Here is a 16,996-nt window from a genome sequence, read left to right on the forward strand (position 1 = left end):
ATATTTTTTATTCACGAATCTGTCCATTTCCGCGAATCACATATTTCGTGCTGGTTAATGCCTCTAAGCCCATTGGGCCTCTTGCATGAAGTTTTTGCGTGCTGATTCCAATCTCTGCACCAAATCCAAACTCAAATCCATCTGTAAAACGGGTCGATGCATTCACATAAACACAGGCTGCATCTACCTCATTCAAAAACTGTTCCGCATTCTGATAATTGTTTGTCACAATCGTCTCAGAATGACCTGTATTATAACGATTGATATGCGCAATTGCTTCGTCAACAGATGCCACTGTCTTTACTGATAATTTGTAATCCAGATATTCTGTTCCAAAATCTGCCTCGCTTGCCTTTGTCAAAAGTTCCTTCTTAATGCCATTTTCTTTCTGGCTTAAGGTTGCTTCATAAGAAGCTTCATCTGCACGGACTTCGACATTCTTTTCCTGTAAGGCCGCTACAAGCTGTGGCATGAAGGCATCTACAATCTTTTCGTGGATCACTAAGGACTCACAGGCGTTACAGACACCGATTCTTTGTGTCTTGGCATTTAAAATAATCTTGATTGCCATCTCAAAATCCGCGCTCTCGTCCACAAAGACGTGGCAGTTTCCGGTTCCGGTTTCAATCACCGGAATGGTTGCCTGGTTCACCACTGCGCGAATCAGTCCTGCACCACCTCTTGGAATCAAAACATCCACGTACTCATTCATCTTCATAAATGCCGCAGCAGTCTCTCTGGAAGTATCTTCAATCAGGCTGACCACCTGTTCTGGAAGATTACAAATTTTCAAAGATTTTCGAATAGAAGAAACAATTGCAATATTAGATGAAATTGCATCACTTCCACCTTTTAAAATTACAACATTTCCCGTCTTAAAACAAAGCGCAAACGCATCTGCGGTCACATTTGGTCTTGCTTCATAAATGATGCCTACCACACCAAGAGGAACTCTCTTTTTGCCAATCATAAGACCGTTTGGTCTTTTCTTTTCAAACAGGACTTCTCCGATTAGATCATCGAGTGCTGCCACCTGACGGATTCCTTCCGCCATCTGCTCAATACGCGCCTGATTTAACATCAGACGATCCAAAAGACCTTCCGGCATTCCATTTTTCTTTCCACGCAAAACATCTTCCTGGTTCGCAGCCAAAATTGTCTCTGCATCTTTTACCAGTCCGTCCGCAACCTGTAACAATGCCTGATTTTTTGTGTTTGTGTCCAATGTTCCCATTTTTCCTGTCAGTTCTTTTGCATTCTGGCAAATTTCAAGTAATTCCATCTTTTTCCCTCATTTCTGTGTGCTGCGGCATTTTTCATTCCATCAAAACACACCTTGCTGCTTTGTTTCTAGTTCTATTCGTACTGCTTTTTCTGTATAAATCCGTGCCATCGGCACGTCAGTTGCAAGAACCTTAAGCTCCGGTTCTATCTGGTGTTCAAACGCAATTGCATATCTTTTTTCTATTGAAGGATATTTCGAAAAATAGCGGTCGTAAAATCCTTTGCCATATCCATATCGGTTGCCTTTTTCATCAAATACAAGCCCTGGCACAAAAACAACCGGGGAAAGTTCCTCTAACCGTTCGCAGTGTGCCTTTGGCTCCATCACATGGAAATGACCTTCTTCTAGTTCTGACAGTTCTTCTACCTTATAAAAATCCATCGTATCCTTCTTTACTCTAGGAAAACCGATTGTCTTCCCATCCTTTTTTGCCTGTTTGAAAAAAGGAACCAATGACACCTCATTTCCAAGGGGATAAAACAAATAGAATACCGTCTCATTTTGGTACCAATCGGATGCCAGCAGGCTTTGACAAATTTGTAAACTTTTGTCCTCCACCTCGTCTTTTGACATCTGATTGCGTAATTCTAAATGAACTTTACGAACGTTTTGTCTTCTTTCCATATTTTTCTCCCAGATTTTCGATGCTTCCATCGGGATTTACCATGTCAATATTATTAAGCTGTGCCACTAAGTTTCCTCTGACATTTGCAATGAATTCTTTTCGTAAAAGATCCTGTTCTTTTTTCTCTTCTTCGGTCAATCCCTCCGCTCTTGACTTGCGGGCGAGCACATTGATCCGGTCAATTTTTGCCTGTTCCATTGATTTCCTACCTTTCTATCCGATGGTTTCCATAATGAAGTCAGCAATGTGAAAGCTTTCACTTTTATTTGCTTTAAAAATAGTTCCTGTAAAGGAATCATCAAAAATATGATGAATGATACAGACATCTTTTCCATTTGCAATGACCATATCTGCACCGGAAAGCGTTGCAATCTTAGCAGCAGTAAGTTTCGTTGCCATACCACCTGTTCCAACATCACTTCCTGTGGAACCTTTTGCCATCTCATAAACCTTCGCGTCCATCTTCTCAACGACAGTAATGAGTTTTGCATCTGGATTCTTGTGTGGATCATCCGTAAACAATCCATCAATATCGGATAATAAAATTAAAATATCCGCGCCCACCAAGGAGGCAACAATTGCAGATAATGTATCATTGTCACCAAACTGCATTTCATAAGTAGAAACGGTATCATTTTCATTGACAATCGGAATTACTCCAAGACGGAACAGTTCCTCAAATGTATTTTTCGCATTTTCTCTTGATACCGGGTTCACCATCGTATTTTTGGTCATCAGAACCTGACCCGCTATCTGATTATATTCTGCAAATAGTTTCTGATAAGTCATCATAAGTCTGGCCTGTCCCACCGCAGCGCATGCCTGTTTGGTAGAAATGTCCTTCGGACGCTCCGAAAGCCCAATCGACTGACGTCCCACCGCAATCGCACCGGAACTTACCAGACATACATCCATGCCCCGGTTTCTTAAGTCACACAATTCTCTTACCAGATGTTCCAACTTTGTAAAATTAAGATTTCCTGTCTCCTCATGATTCAAAGAGGAAGAACCTATCTTTACAACTACTCTTTTTTTCTTGCCAAATTCAAAATCTGTCTGCTTCATTTGTTATTCGCCTCATTATAGAATTTTATTCCGTTAAACCATACCAATCTATACTCTACCATAAAACTTGTAAAATAACAAAATTTTTTTTCGAACATCCGAACTCTTCTTGTCTCTTAATCCTTCTTATGTTAAAGTGATAGAGGTTTTATTGTTAAAAAGATTTGGGTGACAAAAGGTTGTTCACAATTTAGTTGCTGGCAAATTACACAAAGACAAGACTTTTTTGTGACTTTGAGGAAACATTAGAAAATCTTAGTATGCCTTTCTGTTCTCAGTGATGTTCTGCCACCCATACCTTTAAAAGAAAGACGAGGAATGATGATTTGATGCATTTGAATATATTTTGCAAAAGAAAAAGAGCACTTTGTATTGCTCTTTCTATTATATTAAGTACATCCGTAGTTGGATGCTCTCTTCCAAGAAAAAATGACAGTATTTCAAAAACAGGCTTTTATTTTAATACCGTGATAACCGTAACGCTCTATGATTCCAGCAAGGAAGATTTGTTAGAAGATTGTTTTTCTATGGCAGACACTTACGAGCACTATTTTTCCAATACCATTTCAGACAGCGACATCTCTAAAATCAACGATGCCGATGGTGATTATGTAACTGTTCATGACGAAACCATTGAATTGCTGCAAAAGGGAATCTATTATGGCGACCTTAGCAACGGGAAATTCGACATTACAATCGGAACTTTATCGAATCTTTGGGATTTTTCGGACAAAGCACTGGAAAAAGAGAATACCTCTTCTACCTCCCTTGTTCCGTCTGATACAGACATTAAAAATGCGCTTGCAACCGTAAACTATAAAAATGTGAAAATCGATGGCAATGAGGTTGCCCTTACAAATGCCGATGCAACACTCGATTTAGGCGGTATCGCAAAGGGATACATCGCAGATAAAATGAAAGATTATCTAAATGAAAATGGTGTCACTAGCGGCATCATTAATTTGGGTGGAAATGTTTTGGTTCTTGGTCCAAAAGACGATGGAAACGCTTACCGAATCGGCATTCAAAAACCGTTTGATGAAGATGGAAATTCGATTGCGTCCGTATCCATCACAGACCAGACAGTTGTCTCATCCGGCGTTTATGAAAGATATTTTAAGGAAAATGGTGTTCTCTATCACCACATTTTAGACACCTCAACCGGTTATCCTTATGATAATCACTTATTAGGTGTCACCATCATCACGGAAAAATCAGTGGACGGCGATGGGCTTAGCACCACCTGTTTTGCCCTTGGCTTAGAGGACGGAATGGCATTGATTGAAAGCCTCCCTGATACAGAGGCTATCTTTATCACAGACAATTACGAATTGCATACAAGTTCCGGGATTGGAAAGACCATTCCGTTTGAAAAGTTATAATCACCTGTTATTTCTTTTTTTATAATGCCTTTTGTTTCCTTAATTATGATAGAAACGGTACCATATACACCGGTATATAATGAACCCCATTCTTTCATTTGTAATAAACAATCATTTAGAAAAAGCAACCTTCCGGTCAATGTCATTCGATTGACATTAACCAGAGGCTGCTTCTTAACATTCTATAAAATTGACGGTTCCTAAAGAATAATCTTCTTTGGACATTTCTCAGCACAAAGACCACATTTGGTACATTTGCTCTGATCAATGTATGCAATGTTATCTACAACATGAACTGCATCAGCAGGACAGTTCTTCTCACACAAGTGACAAGCGATACATCCAACTGAACATGCTTTCATAACATCTTTACCTTTATCCTTAGAACTGCACTGTACAATGTGCTTGGAAGAATAAGGAATTAATTCGATTAAGTGTTTTGGACATGCTGCAACACATTTTCCACAAGCCTTACAAACTTCTTTGTCGACTTTTGCAATTCCATCTACAATATGAATGGCATCAAATGGACATGCTTTCACACAGCTTCCAAAACCAAGACATCCATAGTTACAGGATTTTGGTCCACCATTTGGCACAAATGCCATTGCGGCACAGTCTTCATTTCCTGTGTACTCGTAATCCTGATGTGCTTTTTCACAAGTTCCTGCACATTTTACAAAGGCAACCTGTTTCTCACCTTCTTCTGCAGCAACACCCATGATTTCGCCGACTTTTGCAGCAACAGGTGCACCACCGACAGGGCACTGGTTTACCGGTGCTTCGCCTTTTACGATTGCAGCAGCAAGACCGGAGCATCCTGCATATCCACAACCACCACAGTTGTTTCCTGGAAGAACGTCTAAGATTGCGGTCTCTCTCTCATCTACTTCTACTTTGAATTTTTCACCAGATACTCCAAGGAAAAATCCAATCAAAATACCAACACCGCCGACAACAACGGCTGCAAAGATAATTGCTGTAATATTCATCTTCTTTTTCCTCCTAAATCATTCCTGAGAATCCCATGAACGCGATTGACATCAGACAAGCTGTAATCAATACAATTGCAGTTCCCTGGAAAGGCTTTGGAATATCGTTATACTCAATCTTCTCACGAAGACCAGCCATAATGACAATTGCAATCAAAAATCCGACTGCTGTTGCAAAACCATTCACAACACTCTCTAAAATAGAATACTCTTTTGTTACGTTTGTAAGTGCAACACCTAATACGGCACAGTTTGTTGTAATCAAAGGAAGGTAAACACCAAGGCTCTTATAAAGAGCTGGTATTGATTTCTTTAAGAACATTTCTACGAACTGTACTAATGCTGCGATAACTAAAATATAAACGATTGTCTTTAAGTATGTTAAATCAATTCCCTTGCTCATCAGGTAACTGTTTGCAAGGATAAATTTGTAAATCAATGCGGTTACGAAAGAAGAAATCGTAATAACGAATACGACTGCTCCACCCATACCTGCAGCTGTTTCTGTTTTCTTTGATACGCCTAAGAATGGACAGATACCAAGGAACTGACTCAAAACAACGTTATTTACAATGGCAGAACCAATTGCAACTAAAAGTAATTCTTTCATCTGTATCTATCCTCCTATTCTGCTTTCTCTGTTACTGTTTCTACATTTGTAGTTGATTTTCCTGTACAAGAAGCGCTCATTCCACAGCTTGCGCAATCACCGGAGATACATCCGGATGGCTCTGCAAGTGGTTTGCCTTTTGCTTCCATTTTTGCACGGACAATGTTCATGATGGCAACTAAGCAAGCTAAAACCAAGAATGCTCCAGGAGCCATAACAAAGATTGTGATTGGTGTAAACCAGCTTAAAGATAATACCTGGAATCCAAAAATCTGTCCTGCACCTAAAAGTTCACGGAACAAACCAATCAAGGTAAGACCCATTGTAAATCCAAGTCCCATACCAATACCATCGAAGATAGATGGGATAACCGGATTCTTAGATGCATAACTTTCTGCACGGCCTAAAATGATACAGTTTACAACAATCAAAGGAATGTAAACACCCAATGATTTGGAAAGTGCTGGTGTATATGCCTGCATCATGAACTGTACAACTGTTACTAAGGATGCAACAATTACGATAAACGCCGGCATACGAACTCCATTTGGAATTACCTTACGGAAAGCTGAAATTAAAAGGTTAGAGAAAATCAAAACGACTGTTGTCGATAATCCCATTCCCAGTCCATTGATAGCGGATGAAGTTACCGCTAAAGTAGGACACATACCTAACATCAAAACGAAGGTAGGATTTTCTTTGATAATACCGTTATACAAACGTTCTAAATTTTTATTCATTAGTTTGCACCTCCTGCTAAAACATTCTGGAAGTAAACAAGACATGCATTCACACCGTTTGCCATTGCCTTTGAAGTAATGGTTGCACCGGAAATGGATTCAATCTCGTTATCAGCTGTTGGAGCTGATTTTACAACTGTGAAAGAATCAACATTTTTGCCTTCAAACTGGCTGTAAAACTCTTCATCCTCTGCTTTCATACCAAGACCTGGTGTCTCAGCAATATCTGTGATAGAATATCCGTTTACAGTTCCGTCTGATGCAATACCGACAGAAAATGTGATGGTTGACTGGCTGGCATCTTTTGCAGTCACTGTCATAACATATCCGATTGGATTGCCACTGGCATCCAATGCTGTTACAACATTGTCAATTTCATCCGAGTAACCATTCTCTGCAACGAGCTCATTTGCTGCATCTTTATCAAAATCAGCATAATCTTCGAACTGATCTGCATCTTCAAATACAGTCTTGTATGCAGCCTGTGTATTTTCATAATTTACCTTGTCGATTGGAGCCTTTGTGATGCCGTATACAACACCAAGAATCAATCCAAGTACAACTGTAAATGCAAATAAAATCAATGCGTCATGTACAATTTTCTTATTCATATCTTAGGCCTCCTTCTTCTGAGGTTTAGCCTCTTTTACCTGTCCAAATGCTCTTGGAACTGTGTATTTTTCAATCATAGGAACCAAAAGGTTGCTTAAGATGATTGCAAAAGATACGCCCTCTGCATTTGCACCGAAGATTCGGAACAATCCGGTAAAGATACCGCAGCAGATACCGAAAATAATTTTACCCATTGGTGTAATCGGAGATGTTACATAATCGGTTGCCATGAAGAATGCTCCAAGCATTAATCCACCACCGCAAAGTTCTGCAACAATGTAATTCCAGTCAAATCCATGACCGCTGAATAAAATTAAGAATACAACAAATGTTACAATGTAACTTCCAGGGATTCTAAGATCAATGACTCCCATTAAGATAAGGAAGATTGCACCGATTAAAATTGCGATTACGGATGTCTCACCGATGGTTCCGGCAGTCTTTCCGATTAACATATCCATGGAGTTTACTGCCTCTCCGTTACGAAGTGCAGCAAGTGGTGTTGCTCCTGAATAAGCATCTGTTGTAAAGTTTGTCATATCTGCAGCAAATGCAATCAAAAGGAAACATCTTGCTCCAAGTGCCGGGTTCATAAAGTTCTGACCAAGTCCGCCGAATAACATTTTTACCACTACAATTGCGAACACACCACCGATGACTGCTTCCCACCAAGGAAGTGTTGCCGGAAGGTTCAATGCTAAAAGTAAACCTGTTACAACAGCGCTCATGTCGCCGATAGAACTCTTTTTATGTACAATCTTGTCAAACACCCATTCAGATGCAAGACAGCTTGCAATTGTTACTAAAATTAAAATTAAAGCTTTGTAACCAAAGTTATAAATACCAAACAAACTTGTTGGAAGCAATGCAATCACAACATACAGCATAATTCTGCTTGTGGTATCTTTGGCACGAACGTGTGGTGATGATGATACATGATATAAATCACTCACAGTAATCCACCTCTTTCTCTGTATTTTTTGTTTTTCAAACTATGATTATTTTTTTGCAGCTGCCGCTCTCTTGGCTGCTAACACCTGTTTCTTCATGGTCTTAATGGACTGTGCGAGCTGTCTCTTTGCAGGACAGGCGTAACTGCAGCTTCCGCATTCTACACACTCTAATCCATTCCATTTTTCAAAAGTCTCGGCATCTCCATGATCTGAGAATTTTGCCAGTCTGGATGGAATCAGCTGTTCCGGACATGCCTCTACACAGCGTCCACAATTGATACATGCAGATGGCTCTACTGCCGCAACTTCATCCGTTGCAAAACAAAGCAGTGAGGATGATGTCTTTGTTGTCGGGATGTCAAGTGAGAACATTGCAAATCCCATCATAGGACCACCGGAAATAATCTTCTCCGGAGTTACCTTAAATCCGCCGGCTGCTTCTACAAGCTCTGCATAATTGGTACCGATGCTGTATAAGAAGTTGCCAGGTTTTGTAATTGCATCACCGGTAATTGTTGATACACGCTGCATGACAGGTTTGCCAAGTTTTACTGCATTGTAGATTGCAATAATGGTCTCGACGTTGTCTACGATACAGCCTGCGTCTGCCGGGAGCATCTTGGAATTGATGCTTCTTCCAGTCGTTGCAAAAATCAACTGACGCTCACCACCCTGTGGATATTTGGTCTCTAAAGCACAAACTTCCATTCTTGGTTCGTCTTTTGTTAATTCCTGTAATTTTTCAATACAATCTGGTTTGTTATTCTCGATACCGAAAATACCTTTTGCATTGTCAAACAGCTGAAGGATGATTCTCATACCTTCTACTAATTCTTCCGGATTCTCCATCATACGACGGTAATCAGCGGTAAGATATGGTTCACATTCTGCACAGTTTGCAATAATGTACTCAATCTTTTCCGGTTCCTTTGGAGACAACTTGACATGTGTCGGGAAACCTGCGCCTCCCATACCAACAACGCCTGCCTCCTGTACCTTATGAATAATCTCTTCTTTGGAAAGAGATTTCACATCTTCACAAGGTGTGTACTCCACTTCCTTAAATTCCCCATCATTGTCAATCACGATGGAATTCACCATATCTCCAACTGTAACACGGCGTTTTTCAATTGCCTTTACTGTACCGGAAACAGATGCATAAATAGGCGAAGATACAAATCCACCTGCTTCCGCAATCTTCTGTCCTTTTAATACAGTATCTCCTACAGCTACAATTGGGCTGGCTGGCGCTCCGATATGCTGTGATAACGGATATACCAGTTCACCTTTGGGTAGAACTTCCACGATTGGCTGGTCTTTTGCTAGTTCCTTTCCTTCAAAAGGATGGATGCCACCTTTAAATGTTTTAGTACCCATTTTACGTGCCCCACTTTCTCTTTTTTTGTATTGCATTGATCTATGTTTCACCATAGATTGCTATCATAATAATTATAACATAATTGTTTTTTTTATACATAAAAATATAACAAGTTTTTGTATTTTTTTTAGAACTTATTGACAATTTTTTAACAATTATATACAAATTCATTAGATAGTTTTTATAAGTATACAATTTTTACCAATTGTCATTTTCTTCACAAAGTTGCGTCCGTAAATGAGTGATTTTCTCTTCTTTTGTGAGGGCATATTTGCTATAATAGAAGGCAGACATCACATAACTTTTATCGAATATACATTCATTTTAAAACGAAAGGAGCTTCCCGATGAAAACATGGCATAACGAATTACCCTTTTCTCCTTCTAACCAGATTTCAGACGAAATATTTACAGAATCCTCTCTGTTTTTCGATATTGAGACAACCGGATTTTCTCCTGCCCATACCTCGCTCTATCTGATTGGATGCGCAAGAAGAATCGGAAATACCTTACATATCGATCAATTTTTTGCGGAAGAACCGAAGGAGGAAGCGGACGTTCTTTTGGCATTTTTAGAGCTCATCTCCTCTTATTCTGTCATCATCAGCTTTAACGGTGTTGGATTTGACCTTCCTTATCTAAAAGCAAAATGCGAACAATATCAGCTTACCGACCCTTTTGCAAATTTTGAATATCTGGACATTTTTAAAATTGTTTCACAATATAAATTTCTTTTTCAGCTTCCAAATTATAAGCAAAAAACCGTCGAACACTTTCTCGGAATCCGCCGTGAGGATACCTTTGACGGCGGCCAGCTGATTCCCATTTACCGTGATTATGTAAAAAAGAAATCATCTGACACTCTGTCTTTTTTGAAATTGCATAATTACGAGGATGTCATCGACATGGTGGACTTACTGCCTGTTTTGACTTACCCAAGGCTTTTTACCGGGAACTATTCGATTCTTTCCCTGGAATGTGTCCCTTTTTCCTCTTTTGACGGCAGCAGCAATGGAACGGATTTGATTTTTACGCTGCAATATGACTTTTTTGTCCCACAGCGCGTGTCCTGCCGCTTTCAGGACATCCATCTGACCGCTTATCAGAACGTTTTAAAACTGGCAGTCCGAATCTATGAAGGCGAATTGAAATTCTTCTATCCAAACCCGAAGGATTATTTTTATCTGCCAAACGAGGACCGTGCCATCCATAAGAGTGTCGCTTCCTACGTTGAAAAAGAATTCCGGCAAAAAGCTAAGCCTGCAACCTGTTATAACCGGAAATGCGGCGTTTTCCTTCCACAGTTTTCCGATATTATGCACCCTGCTTTTCGCAAAGAATATAAAGATAAGATTTCTTATTTTGAACTGACCGATGATTTTTCCAACTCCGACGAATTACTCCATCGTTATATCAGCCACTTGCTTTTACAATTCACGAAGAAAAAATAATGCATGCTATCTTCTTTTTCATACAAAAAACCCCTTTTACCGGATTTTGTCCAGTAAAAGGGGTACTTATCATTTATCTGACGTTTGAAGGTCGATTCCTTTTTACGCTTTTTCAAAGAAAAATGATTTATTTCTGATAAATCCCAATTCCTTGTAATTCATAATCTGCTCTGTACTTCCGATAAACAGAACTCCGCCCTGTGCCAATGACTGGTAAAAGTTCTCGTAAATCTTATCTTTTGCTTCCTCGGTAAAATAAATTACCACATTACGGCATACAATCAGATGACAGCCACTTGGATATGGGTCTTTCAAAAGGTTGTGTTCTTTGAACTCTACTCTCTTTTTAATCTCATCGGAAATCTGATAGGAGGCGCCAACCTTTGTAAAATATTTTTTCTTTAAATCCTCCGGTACCGAAGCAATGCTTTTCTCGTTATAGAGTCCCATACGTGCAGTATCTAACACCTGTTTGTCAATGTCGGTTGCAATTACTTTAATATTGGACAATGGCAGATGTTTTGAAAGTGCCATAACAAGGGAATACGGCTCGTCCCCTGTGGAACATGCGGCACTCCAGATTTTAATATTTTTTCCAAATTTCTTTATCAAAGCCGGAAAAACTTCTGTATCAAGAATTTTCCACTGATCTGGATTTCGATAAAACTCTGAAACATTAATTGTTAAGAAATTCACAAACTGTTCGAACTTTTCTTTATCCTTTTTAATGAGAGCAACATAATCCGTATAGGATGTGATTTTATTCTTTCCAATCAAAGTGTCAATTCTTCTGCGCATCTGTTTCTCTTTGTACGCATTCAAGTCAATTTTGGTCAGTGCAAATACATCCTTTTTAAACTTTTCGTAATCGCCTAACATGGTCTCTTACCTCGCTTTCGTATCTTTTGTATCCTCATGGAGAAGATGTTCCTGGATGATTCCCGCAAAAAAATCCCGAGATACGAAAATAGACTCACACGTGGTGCAAGCCTATTTTCAATGTCTGCATTCACACACAGAACTTGTTTTATTCTTCTGTTACTTCTTCCTCTTCTTCTGGAGCAAGTAAAGCTTTCATAGATAAGCTGATTTTCTTTTCTTCTTCGTTGAAATCAACAACCTTAGCTTCGATTTCCTGTCCAACTTTTAATACGTCAGATGGTTTTTCTACATGCTCTTTTGCAATCTGGGAAACATGAAGTAATGCGTCAACACCTGGTGCAAGTTCAACAAACGCACCAAAATCTGTCATTCTTGCAACAACGCCTTTTACAACATTACCTACTGCATATTTCTCAGCAGCACCATTCCATGGATTCTCTTCTGGGAATTTCATGCTGAGTGCAATCTTTGTCTCGTTGATGTCTTTGATGAATACTTTTACAACATCACCAACGTTGAATACTTTCTTAGGATTCTCAACTCTTCCCCAAGACATTTCAGAGATGTGAAGTAATCCGTCTGCTCCACCTAAATCGATGAATGCACCGAAGTCTGTTACATTCTTAACAGTTCCTTCCATAACATCGCCAACTTTAATTTTTGCAAATAATTCTTTCTGCATTTCTGCTCTCTTTGCAACTAATAACTGTTTTCTGTCACCGATGATTCTTCTGCGTCTTGGATTGAACTCGCTGATTACAAATTCGATATCCTGATCTTTGTATTTGCTCAAGTCTTTCTCGTAAGAGTCAGATACAAGGCTGGCTGGGATAAATACACGTGTCTCATCTACGATAACACATAATCCACCGTCTAATACCTGTGCAACTTTTGCTGTTAAAACTTCTTTGTTCTCGAATGCTTCTTCTAATCTCTTGCTTCCTTTTTCTGCTGCAAGACGTTTGTAAGTCAATAATACCTGGCCTTCACCATCGTTTACTTTCAAAACTTTGGCTTCCATTGTGTCGCCTACAGATACCATTGTTGTAAGGTCAACATTAGACTCGTTTGTATATTCATTACGAGTGATAATACCATCTGACTTGTATCCGATATTTAAAACGATTTCGTCTGGTTTTACATCGATAACGGTACCTTCTACTACCTCTCCATTTCTTATTGTTTTAAATGATTCTTCCAGCATTTGTTCAAAGCTCATTTCTGACATTCTTTTGAACCTCCTCAATAATATTGTTTGGGGTAGATGCCCCTGCGGTAATACCTACGTTATCTACGGACTTAATTCGTTCCAAATCCAAGTCATTTACGGTTTGTATATAGTAAGTATTTTCACATTCATTTTTACATATTTCAAATAACTTCTGCGTATTCGAGCTTGTCTTTCCGCCAATGACAATCATGGCGTCTACTTCTTTGGCAATCTTTCTTGCTTCGGTCTGTCTTTCTTCCGTTGCATTGCAGATGGTATTTAAAACAATTATATCATAACCTTTTTTATTTATAATTTCAACTAAATCTTGAAATTTATTGTAATTAAATGTCGTTTGTGATACAATACAGACTTTTTTTTCGGCAGGAAGGGAAAATTTTTCTGCTTCTTCCTTGTCCGCAATCACGGTAATTTCATCGTTGCTTGCCCATCCTTTGATGCCTTCCACCTCAGGATGTATGCTGTTTCCAATAATTACAACGTGATAGCCTTTACTCCCATATTCCTGCACGAGTCTGTGAATCTTTAACACGAAAGGACAGGTTGCATCCACAATTTTGTGTCCCTGCTTTTCGATTTCGTCATAAATTCTTTTCCCGACACCATGGGAACGGATAATCACAATCCCTTTTTCCTTTTCTTTTAGCTCTTTTGTGCTTTCCACCACCTGGACGCCTTTGTTCTCAAGGTCTTTTACAACCTCTTCATTGTGAATAATCGGTCCAAATGTATAGATTGGCAGTTCACTTTTTGCAATCTCCTGATATACCGTATCGACAGCACGCTTCACACCAAAACAAAATCCTGCACTTTTCGCAAGTGTCACACTCATTCTTTTTCCATCTTTCCTTCATAAATTTTCATAATTGCATCTACAACTTCGTCAATATTCAAATCTGAACTGTCCAAAAGGACAGCATCCTCGGCCTGTTTTAACGGAGATGTCTCACGGTGCATGTCACGGTAATCACGGTCTATGATGTCTTTTTCAATAACATCAAGTTCGCAGTCTTCCCCTTTTGCTTTTAATTCTTCATAACGTCTTAATGCACGGGTTCTTGAACTTGCCGTTAAATAAATCTTCACGTTTGCATCCGGAAGTACACAGGTTCCGATATCCCTGCCGTCCATGATGACATTTTCCTTTTTGGCAAGCTGTCTTTGCAATTCAACTAATTTTGTACGCACAACCGGGTAAACGCTTGTGGCGGACGCCATATTTCCAACCTGCTCCGTACGGATAAAACCGGTAATGTTCTCTCCGTTTAAAATTACCTGCTGTTCATTTCCTTCATACGCAATTGTAACATCAACGTCTTTGCATGCATTTGCAATTGCTGCCTCATCGCTGCTTTCAATGCCTTTTTGTAAAAAATAATATGCCATTGCACGGTACATCGCACCTGTATCCACATAAATATATCCTAATTTTTTTGCAAGACGTTTTGCAATCGTACTTTTTCCAGCACCTGCCGGTCCGTCAATTGCAATATTTATCGTATTTGTATTCATAGTATCATCCTTTCTGCTTCTTTTATTCAACACTGATTCCGGCGAGATATCCGGTTGACCATGCAATCTGAAGGTTATATCCTCCTGTCAGAGCATCCAAGTCCATGACCTCTCCGCAAAAATACAGATTTTTGACAAGTTTTGACTCCATCGTCGATGGGTTTACTTCCTTAACCGAGACACCGCCCTTTGTAATAATTGCTTCCTTAAAATCGCGAAGTCCGCATAATGTAAGCGGGAATGCCTTGATTAGCCTGACAAAAGAAAGACGTTCCTCCTTCGTAATCTCATTGACCTTTTTGTCCGGGTCAATACCACAAAGTTCTATCATAACCGGAATCATTTTGGTCGGGAAAAGTTTTCCGATTGAATTTTTGAACTGTTTGTTCTTTGCCTCCTCAAATTCACGAAGCACACGCTTGTCTAACTGTTCCTCGGAAATTGCCGGCTTTAAATCAATCTCCATCCGAAGTTCCTGGCTGGTTAAAGATGGTTTAATCCGCGCACTTGCACTCAGTAAAAGAGGACCGCTGACGCCAAAATGGGTAAATAACATCTCTCCAAATTCATCGTACAAAAGCTTCTTTTGGTGATAGATTTTTACCTGCACATTTTTTAAAGAAAGTCCCTGCATTCTGCTGACATACTCTTCTTTTGCCACAAACGGAACCAGCGACGGTGTAATCTGTGTCACCGTATGACCACATTCTTTTGCAAAACGGTAGCCATCCCCGGTCGAGCCTGTCGTCTGGTAAGAAAAACCTCCGGTTGCAACAATGACGTCATCTGCGAAAAGTTTTGTTCCATCCGAAAGCAAAACGCCTGTCACTTTCTGTTCCTGTTCTTCCGTTGGTTTACATAATAATTCTTTCACCTCAGTATGAAGCTTGACCTCAACCTTTTTCTGACGAAGCACTTTTGTCAGTGTTGCGATGACATCCGAAGAGTGATCCGATACCGGGAACACACGATTCCCGCGTTCAATCTTCGTTGCCAGTCCATTTTCCTCAAAAAAATCAATGACTCTTTGGTTGTCATACGCATAAAATGCACTATATAAAAACTTGGCATTCGTCATCACGTTTGAAAACAGTACTTCCATATCACTCGCATTTGTAATGTTGCAGCGTCCTTTTCCTGTAATATACAATTTCTTTCCAAGCTTTTCATTCTTTTCTAAAATGGTGACGTCATGCCCGATTTCTGCCGCTGCGATTGCCGCAAACATTCCAGCCGGGCCACCGCCAATTACGATTACCTTACTCATTAAAATCTGTATCTCCTATTTTTGCATAACGCATCTTGATGGAATCATCAATATAATTGATTTCATCATTTTCATAAACCTGATATTCATCCCAGATATCTTCTAACATCTCAAGTGTCTTGGCAACCTCGCTCTGCTTTTTCATGCAAAGTGCCACAATCAACGCATTAATCACACTAAGCGGCGCAACCAAAGAATCCACGATGGATGCCATATCACTGTCTGCAATCAGGTTGCACGAAGAATAAAGATTCATCGGGGAGTGAATACTGTCTGTAAGCGTAATTACTTTCGCACTGCGGTTATTGGCAAATTCCATCGCTTTTAACGTTCTCATGGAATACCTTGGGAAACTGATTCCGATAATCACATCGTCCCCGCTGATTCTTGCCATCTGTTCAAAAATCTCACTTGAACTGCTCGTAGAAAGCAGGCGCACATTGTCAAAAATCAGATTAAAATAAAATGCCATAAAAGATGCAAGCGGCGCACAGCTGCGGATTCCAATGATATAAATATTTTTTGCATTTAAAATGGTATCGACTGCCATCTCAAATGCTGACTGGTCAATCTTTTCCAGAGTAGACTGAATCTTTTCCGCATCCGATTTTAAAACCGATTCTAAAATTTTAGACTGACTGATTCGTCCGTATGTTACTTCCATTCTCTGAATGGAATTTAACTTGTTGCGCACCAGTTCCTCTAGCGCATTCTGGAATTCCGGGTATCCTTTGTAACCTAAATGCGTCGCGAAGCGCACTACGGTCGATTCACTTACCCCTACTACCTCTCCAAGCTTTGCAGCCGTCAGAAAAACTGCTTTATCATAATTGTCTGTAATGTAGGTTGCTAATAACTTCTGCCCCTTACTCAATCTTCCATACGCATCATTAATTCGATTACTCAGGTCATTTTTATTGCTCATGGTTCTCCCTTACATATCGTTCGTATTTTTAATACCAATACATTTTATTATATCAAAATGCCCTCATTTTGCAAGAACCGAAAAAAG

At 39.6% G+C, this 16,996-nt stretch carries 18 protein-coding genes; 2 read left to right on the plus strand and 16 right to left on the minus strand.

All coding sequences use genetic code 11. The annotated features are described in order from the left end of the window. Positions 1-7 precede the first annotated feature (7 nt). The 4 genes from BIV16_RS05745 to proB are packed head-to-tail and all read right to left on the minus strand — an operon-like array spanning position 8 to position 2,975. Positions 8-1,282, minus strand: coding sequence for a glutamate-5-semialdehyde dehydrogenase (locus BIV16_RS05745; RefSeq protein WP_075678740.1), 1,275 nt, complete (start codon positions 1,280-1,282; stop codon positions 8-10). A gap of 42 nt (positions 1,283-1,324) precedes the next feature. After that, a complete protein-coding gene (locus tag BIV16_RS05750) occupies positions 1,325-1,909 on the minus strand; it encodes a 5-formyltetrahydrofolate cyclo-ligase (RefSeq protein ID WP_143524679.1) in 585 nt (194 codons plus the stop codon). Then, positions 1,884-2,108: a DUF896 domain-containing protein gene (locus BIV16_RS05755; protein ID WP_075678737.1), complete on the minus strand. Its 225-nt coding sequence runs from the start codon at positions 2,106-2,108 to the stop codon at positions 1,884-1,886. Before BIV16_RS05755 ends, BIV16_RS05750 begins: the two co-directional genes overlap by 26 nt. 15 nt (positions 2,109-2,123) lie before the next feature. Further along, positions 2,124-2,975 (minus strand): glutamate 5-kinase, encoded by an 852-nt coding sequence (gene proB, locus BIV16_RS05760; protein WP_075678736.1) that lies wholly within the window; start codon positions 2,973-2,975, stop codon positions 2,124-2,126. A gap of 329 nt (positions 2,976-3,304) precedes the next feature. Here proB and BIV16_RS05765 point away from each other — a divergent pair, with 329 nt between their 5' ends. After that, positions 3,305-4,357 carry an FAD:protein FMN transferase gene (locus BIV16_RS05765; protein WP_075678735.1) on the plus strand — a complete coding sequence of 351 codons (1,053 nt, stop codon included), beginning with the start codon at positions 3,305-3,307 and terminating at the stop codon, positions 4,355-4,357. Between the two features lie 200 nt (positions 4,358-4,557). Here the strand turns inward: BIV16_RS05765 and rnfB are convergent, their stop codons facing one another. The 6 genes from rnfB to rsxC are packed head-to-tail and all read right to left on the minus strand — an operon-like array spanning position 4,558 to position 9,641. Then, entirely contained in the window at positions 4,558-5,349 is a 792-nt protein-coding gene (gene rnfB / locus BIV16_RS05770) for an RnfABCDGE type electron transport complex subunit B (protein WP_075678734.1), read from the minus strand. A 13-nt stretch (positions 5,350-5,362) separates the two neighbouring features. Then, complete coding sequence (locus BIV16_RS05775; RefSeq protein ID WP_075678733.1) at positions 5,363-5,959, minus strand: electron transport complex protein RnfA; 597 nt, start codon at positions 5,957-5,959, stop codon at positions 5,363-5,365. Positions 5,960-5,973: 14 nt separating this feature from the next. Beyond that, positions 5,974-6,699, minus strand: coding sequence for an electron transport complex subunit RsxE (rsxE, locus tag BIV16_RS05780; RefSeq protein WP_075678732.1), 726 nt, complete (start codon positions 6,697-6,699; stop codon positions 5,974-5,976). Further along, complete coding sequence (locus tag BIV16_RS05785) at positions 6,699-7,310, minus strand: RnfABCDGE type electron transport complex subunit G (RefSeq protein ID WP_075678731.1); 612 nt, start codon at positions 7,308-7,310, stop codon at positions 6,699-6,701. The genes rsxE and BIV16_RS05785 overlap by 1 nt, the downstream gene beginning before the upstream one ends. 3 nt (positions 7,311-7,313) lie before the next feature. Then, positions 7,314-8,264: an RnfABCDGE type electron transport complex subunit D gene (locus tag BIV16_RS05790; RefSeq protein WP_075678730.1), complete on the minus strand. Its 951-nt coding sequence runs from the start codon at positions 8,262-8,264 to the stop codon at positions 7,314-7,316. A 45-nt stretch (positions 8,265-8,309) separates the two neighbouring features. Next, a complete protein-coding gene (gene rsxC, locus BIV16_RS05795; protein WP_075678729.1) occupies positions 8,310-9,641 on the minus strand; it encodes an electron transport complex subunit RsxC in 1,332 nt (443 codons plus the stop codon). Between the two features lie 347 nt (positions 9,642-9,988). Between rsxC and BIV16_RS05800 the strand changes: the two genes are divergently transcribed. Then, positions 9,989-11,092 (plus strand): ribonuclease H-like domain-containing protein, encoded by a 1,104-nt coding sequence (locus tag BIV16_RS05800; protein ID WP_075678728.1) that lies wholly within the window; start codon positions 9,989-9,991, stop codon positions 11,090-11,092. A gap of 102 nt (positions 11,093-11,194) precedes the next feature. Here BIV16_RS05800 and BIV16_RS05805 read toward each other — a convergent pair whose 3' ends face one another. From BIV16_RS05805 to BIV16_RS05830, 6 genes are all read right to left on the minus strand, one after another. Further along, on the minus strand, positions 11,195-11,971 hold the full coding sequence (locus BIV16_RS05805) for a CheR family methyltransferase (RefSeq protein WP_075678727.1): 777 nt from the start codon (positions 11,969-11,971) through the stop codon (positions 11,195-11,197). Between the two features lie 148 nt (positions 11,972-12,119). Then, positions 12,120-13,202, minus strand: a complete 1,083-nt coding sequence (gene rpsA / locus BIV16_RS05810; protein ID WP_075678726.1) for a 30S ribosomal protein S1 — start codon at positions 13,200-13,202, stop codon at positions 12,120-12,122. Beyond that, complete coding sequence (gene ispH, locus BIV16_RS05815) at positions 13,183-14,037, minus strand: 4-hydroxy-3-methylbut-2-enyl diphosphate reductase (protein ID WP_075678725.1); 855 nt, start codon at positions 14,035-14,037, stop codon at positions 13,183-13,185. The genes rpsA and ispH overlap by 20 nt, the downstream gene beginning before the upstream one ends. Next, on the minus strand, positions 14,034-14,717 hold the full coding sequence (gene cmk, locus BIV16_RS05820) for a (d)CMP kinase (protein ID WP_075678724.1): 684 nt from the start codon (positions 14,715-14,717) through the stop codon (positions 14,034-14,036). Before cmk ends, ispH begins: the two co-directional genes overlap by 4 nt. Before the next feature lie 22 nt (positions 14,718-14,739). Then, positions 14,740-15,984 carry an NAD(P)/FAD-dependent oxidoreductase gene (locus BIV16_RS05825; protein WP_075678723.1) on the minus strand — a complete coding sequence of 415 codons (1,245 nt, stop codon included), beginning with the start codon at positions 15,982-15,984 and terminating at the stop codon, positions 14,740-14,742. Beyond that, the gene (locus BIV16_RS05830; RefSeq protein ID WP_075678722.1) at positions 15,977-16,909 is read right to left on the minus strand and encodes a MurR/RpiR family transcriptional regulator; all 933 of its coding nucleotides are present in this window, start codon (positions 16,907-16,909) and stop codon (positions 15,977-15,979) included. The genes BIV16_RS05825 and BIV16_RS05830 overlap by 8 nt, the downstream gene beginning before the upstream one ends. Positions 16,910-16,996: the final 87 nt, after the last annotated feature.

This window comes from Roseburia sp. 831b (assembly GCF_001940165.2).
Taxonomy (GTDB): domain Bacteria; phylum Bacillota; class Clostridia; order Lachnospirales; family Lachnospiraceae; genus Roseburia.

What these genes read in the sequence shown, in the direction of transcription:
- BIV16_RS05830 (WP_075678722.1), bottom strand. Translation starts at nt 16,909, where the DNA reads ATGAGCAATAAAAATGACCTGAGTAATCGAATTAATGATGCGTATGGA.
- rnfB (WP_075678734.1), bottom strand. Translation starts at nt 5,349, where the DNA reads ATGAATATTACAGCAATTATCTTTGCAGCCGTTGTTGTCGGCGGTGTT.
- BIV16_RS05800 (WP_075678728.1), top strand. Translation starts at nt 9,989, where the DNA reads ATGAAAACATGGCATAACGAATTACCCTTTTCTCCTTCTAACCAGATT.
- BIV16_RS05755 (WP_075678737.1), bottom strand. Translation starts at nt 2,108, where the DNA reads ATGGAACAGGCAAAAATTGACCGGATCAATGTGCTCGCCCGCAAGTCA.
- BIV16_RS05750 (WP_143524679.1), bottom strand. Translation starts at nt 1,909, where the DNA reads ATGGAAAGAAGACAAAACGTTCGTAAAGTTCATTTAGAATTACGCAAT.
- rsxE (WP_075678732.1), bottom strand. Translation starts at nt 6,699, where the DNA reads ATGAATAAAAATTTAGAACGTTTGTATAACGGTATTATCAAAGAAAAT.
- cmk (WP_075678724.1), bottom strand. Translation starts at nt 14,717, where the DNA reads ATGAATACAAATACGATAAATATTGCAATTGACGGACCGGCAGGTGCT.
- BIV16_RS05745 (WP_075678740.1), bottom strand. Translation starts at nt 1,282, where the DNA reads ATGGAATTACTTGAAATTTGCCAGAATGCAAAAGAACTGACAGGAAAA.
- ispH (WP_075678725.1), bottom strand. Translation starts at nt 14,037, where the DNA reads ATGAGTGTGACACTTGCGAAAAGTGCAGGATTTTGTTTTGGTGTGAAG.
- BIV16_RS05775 (WP_075678733.1), bottom strand. Translation starts at nt 5,959, where the DNA reads ATGAAAGAATTACTTTTAGTTGCAATTGGTTCTGCCATTGTAAATAAC.
- BIV16_RS05805 (WP_075678727.1), bottom strand. Translation starts at nt 11,971, where the DNA reads ATGTTAGGCGATTACGAAAAGTTTAAAAAGGATGTATTTGCACTGACC.
- BIV16_RS05765 (WP_075678735.1), top strand. Translation starts at nt 3,305, where the DNA reads ATGCATTTGAATATATTTTGCAAAAGAAAAAGAGCACTTTGTATTGCT.
- rpsA (WP_075678726.1), bottom strand. Translation starts at nt 13,202, where the DNA reads ATGTCAGAAATGAGCTTTGAACAAATGCTGGAAGAATCATTTAAAACA.
- BIV16_RS05825 (WP_075678723.1), bottom strand. Translation starts at nt 15,984, where the DNA reads ATGAGTAAGGTAATCGTAATTGGCGGTGGCCCGGCTGGAATGTTTGCG.
- proB (WP_075678736.1), bottom strand. Translation starts at nt 2,975, where the DNA reads ATGAAGCAGACAGATTTTGAATTTGGCAAGAAAAAAAGAGTAGTTGTA.
- BIV16_RS05785 (WP_075678731.1), bottom strand. Translation starts at nt 7,310, where the DNA reads ATGAATAAGAAAATTGTACATGACGCATTGATTTTATTTGCATTTACA.
- rsxC (WP_075678729.1), bottom strand. Translation starts at nt 9,641, where the DNA reads ATGGGTACTAAAACATTTAAAGGTGGCATCCATCCTTTTGAAGGAAAG.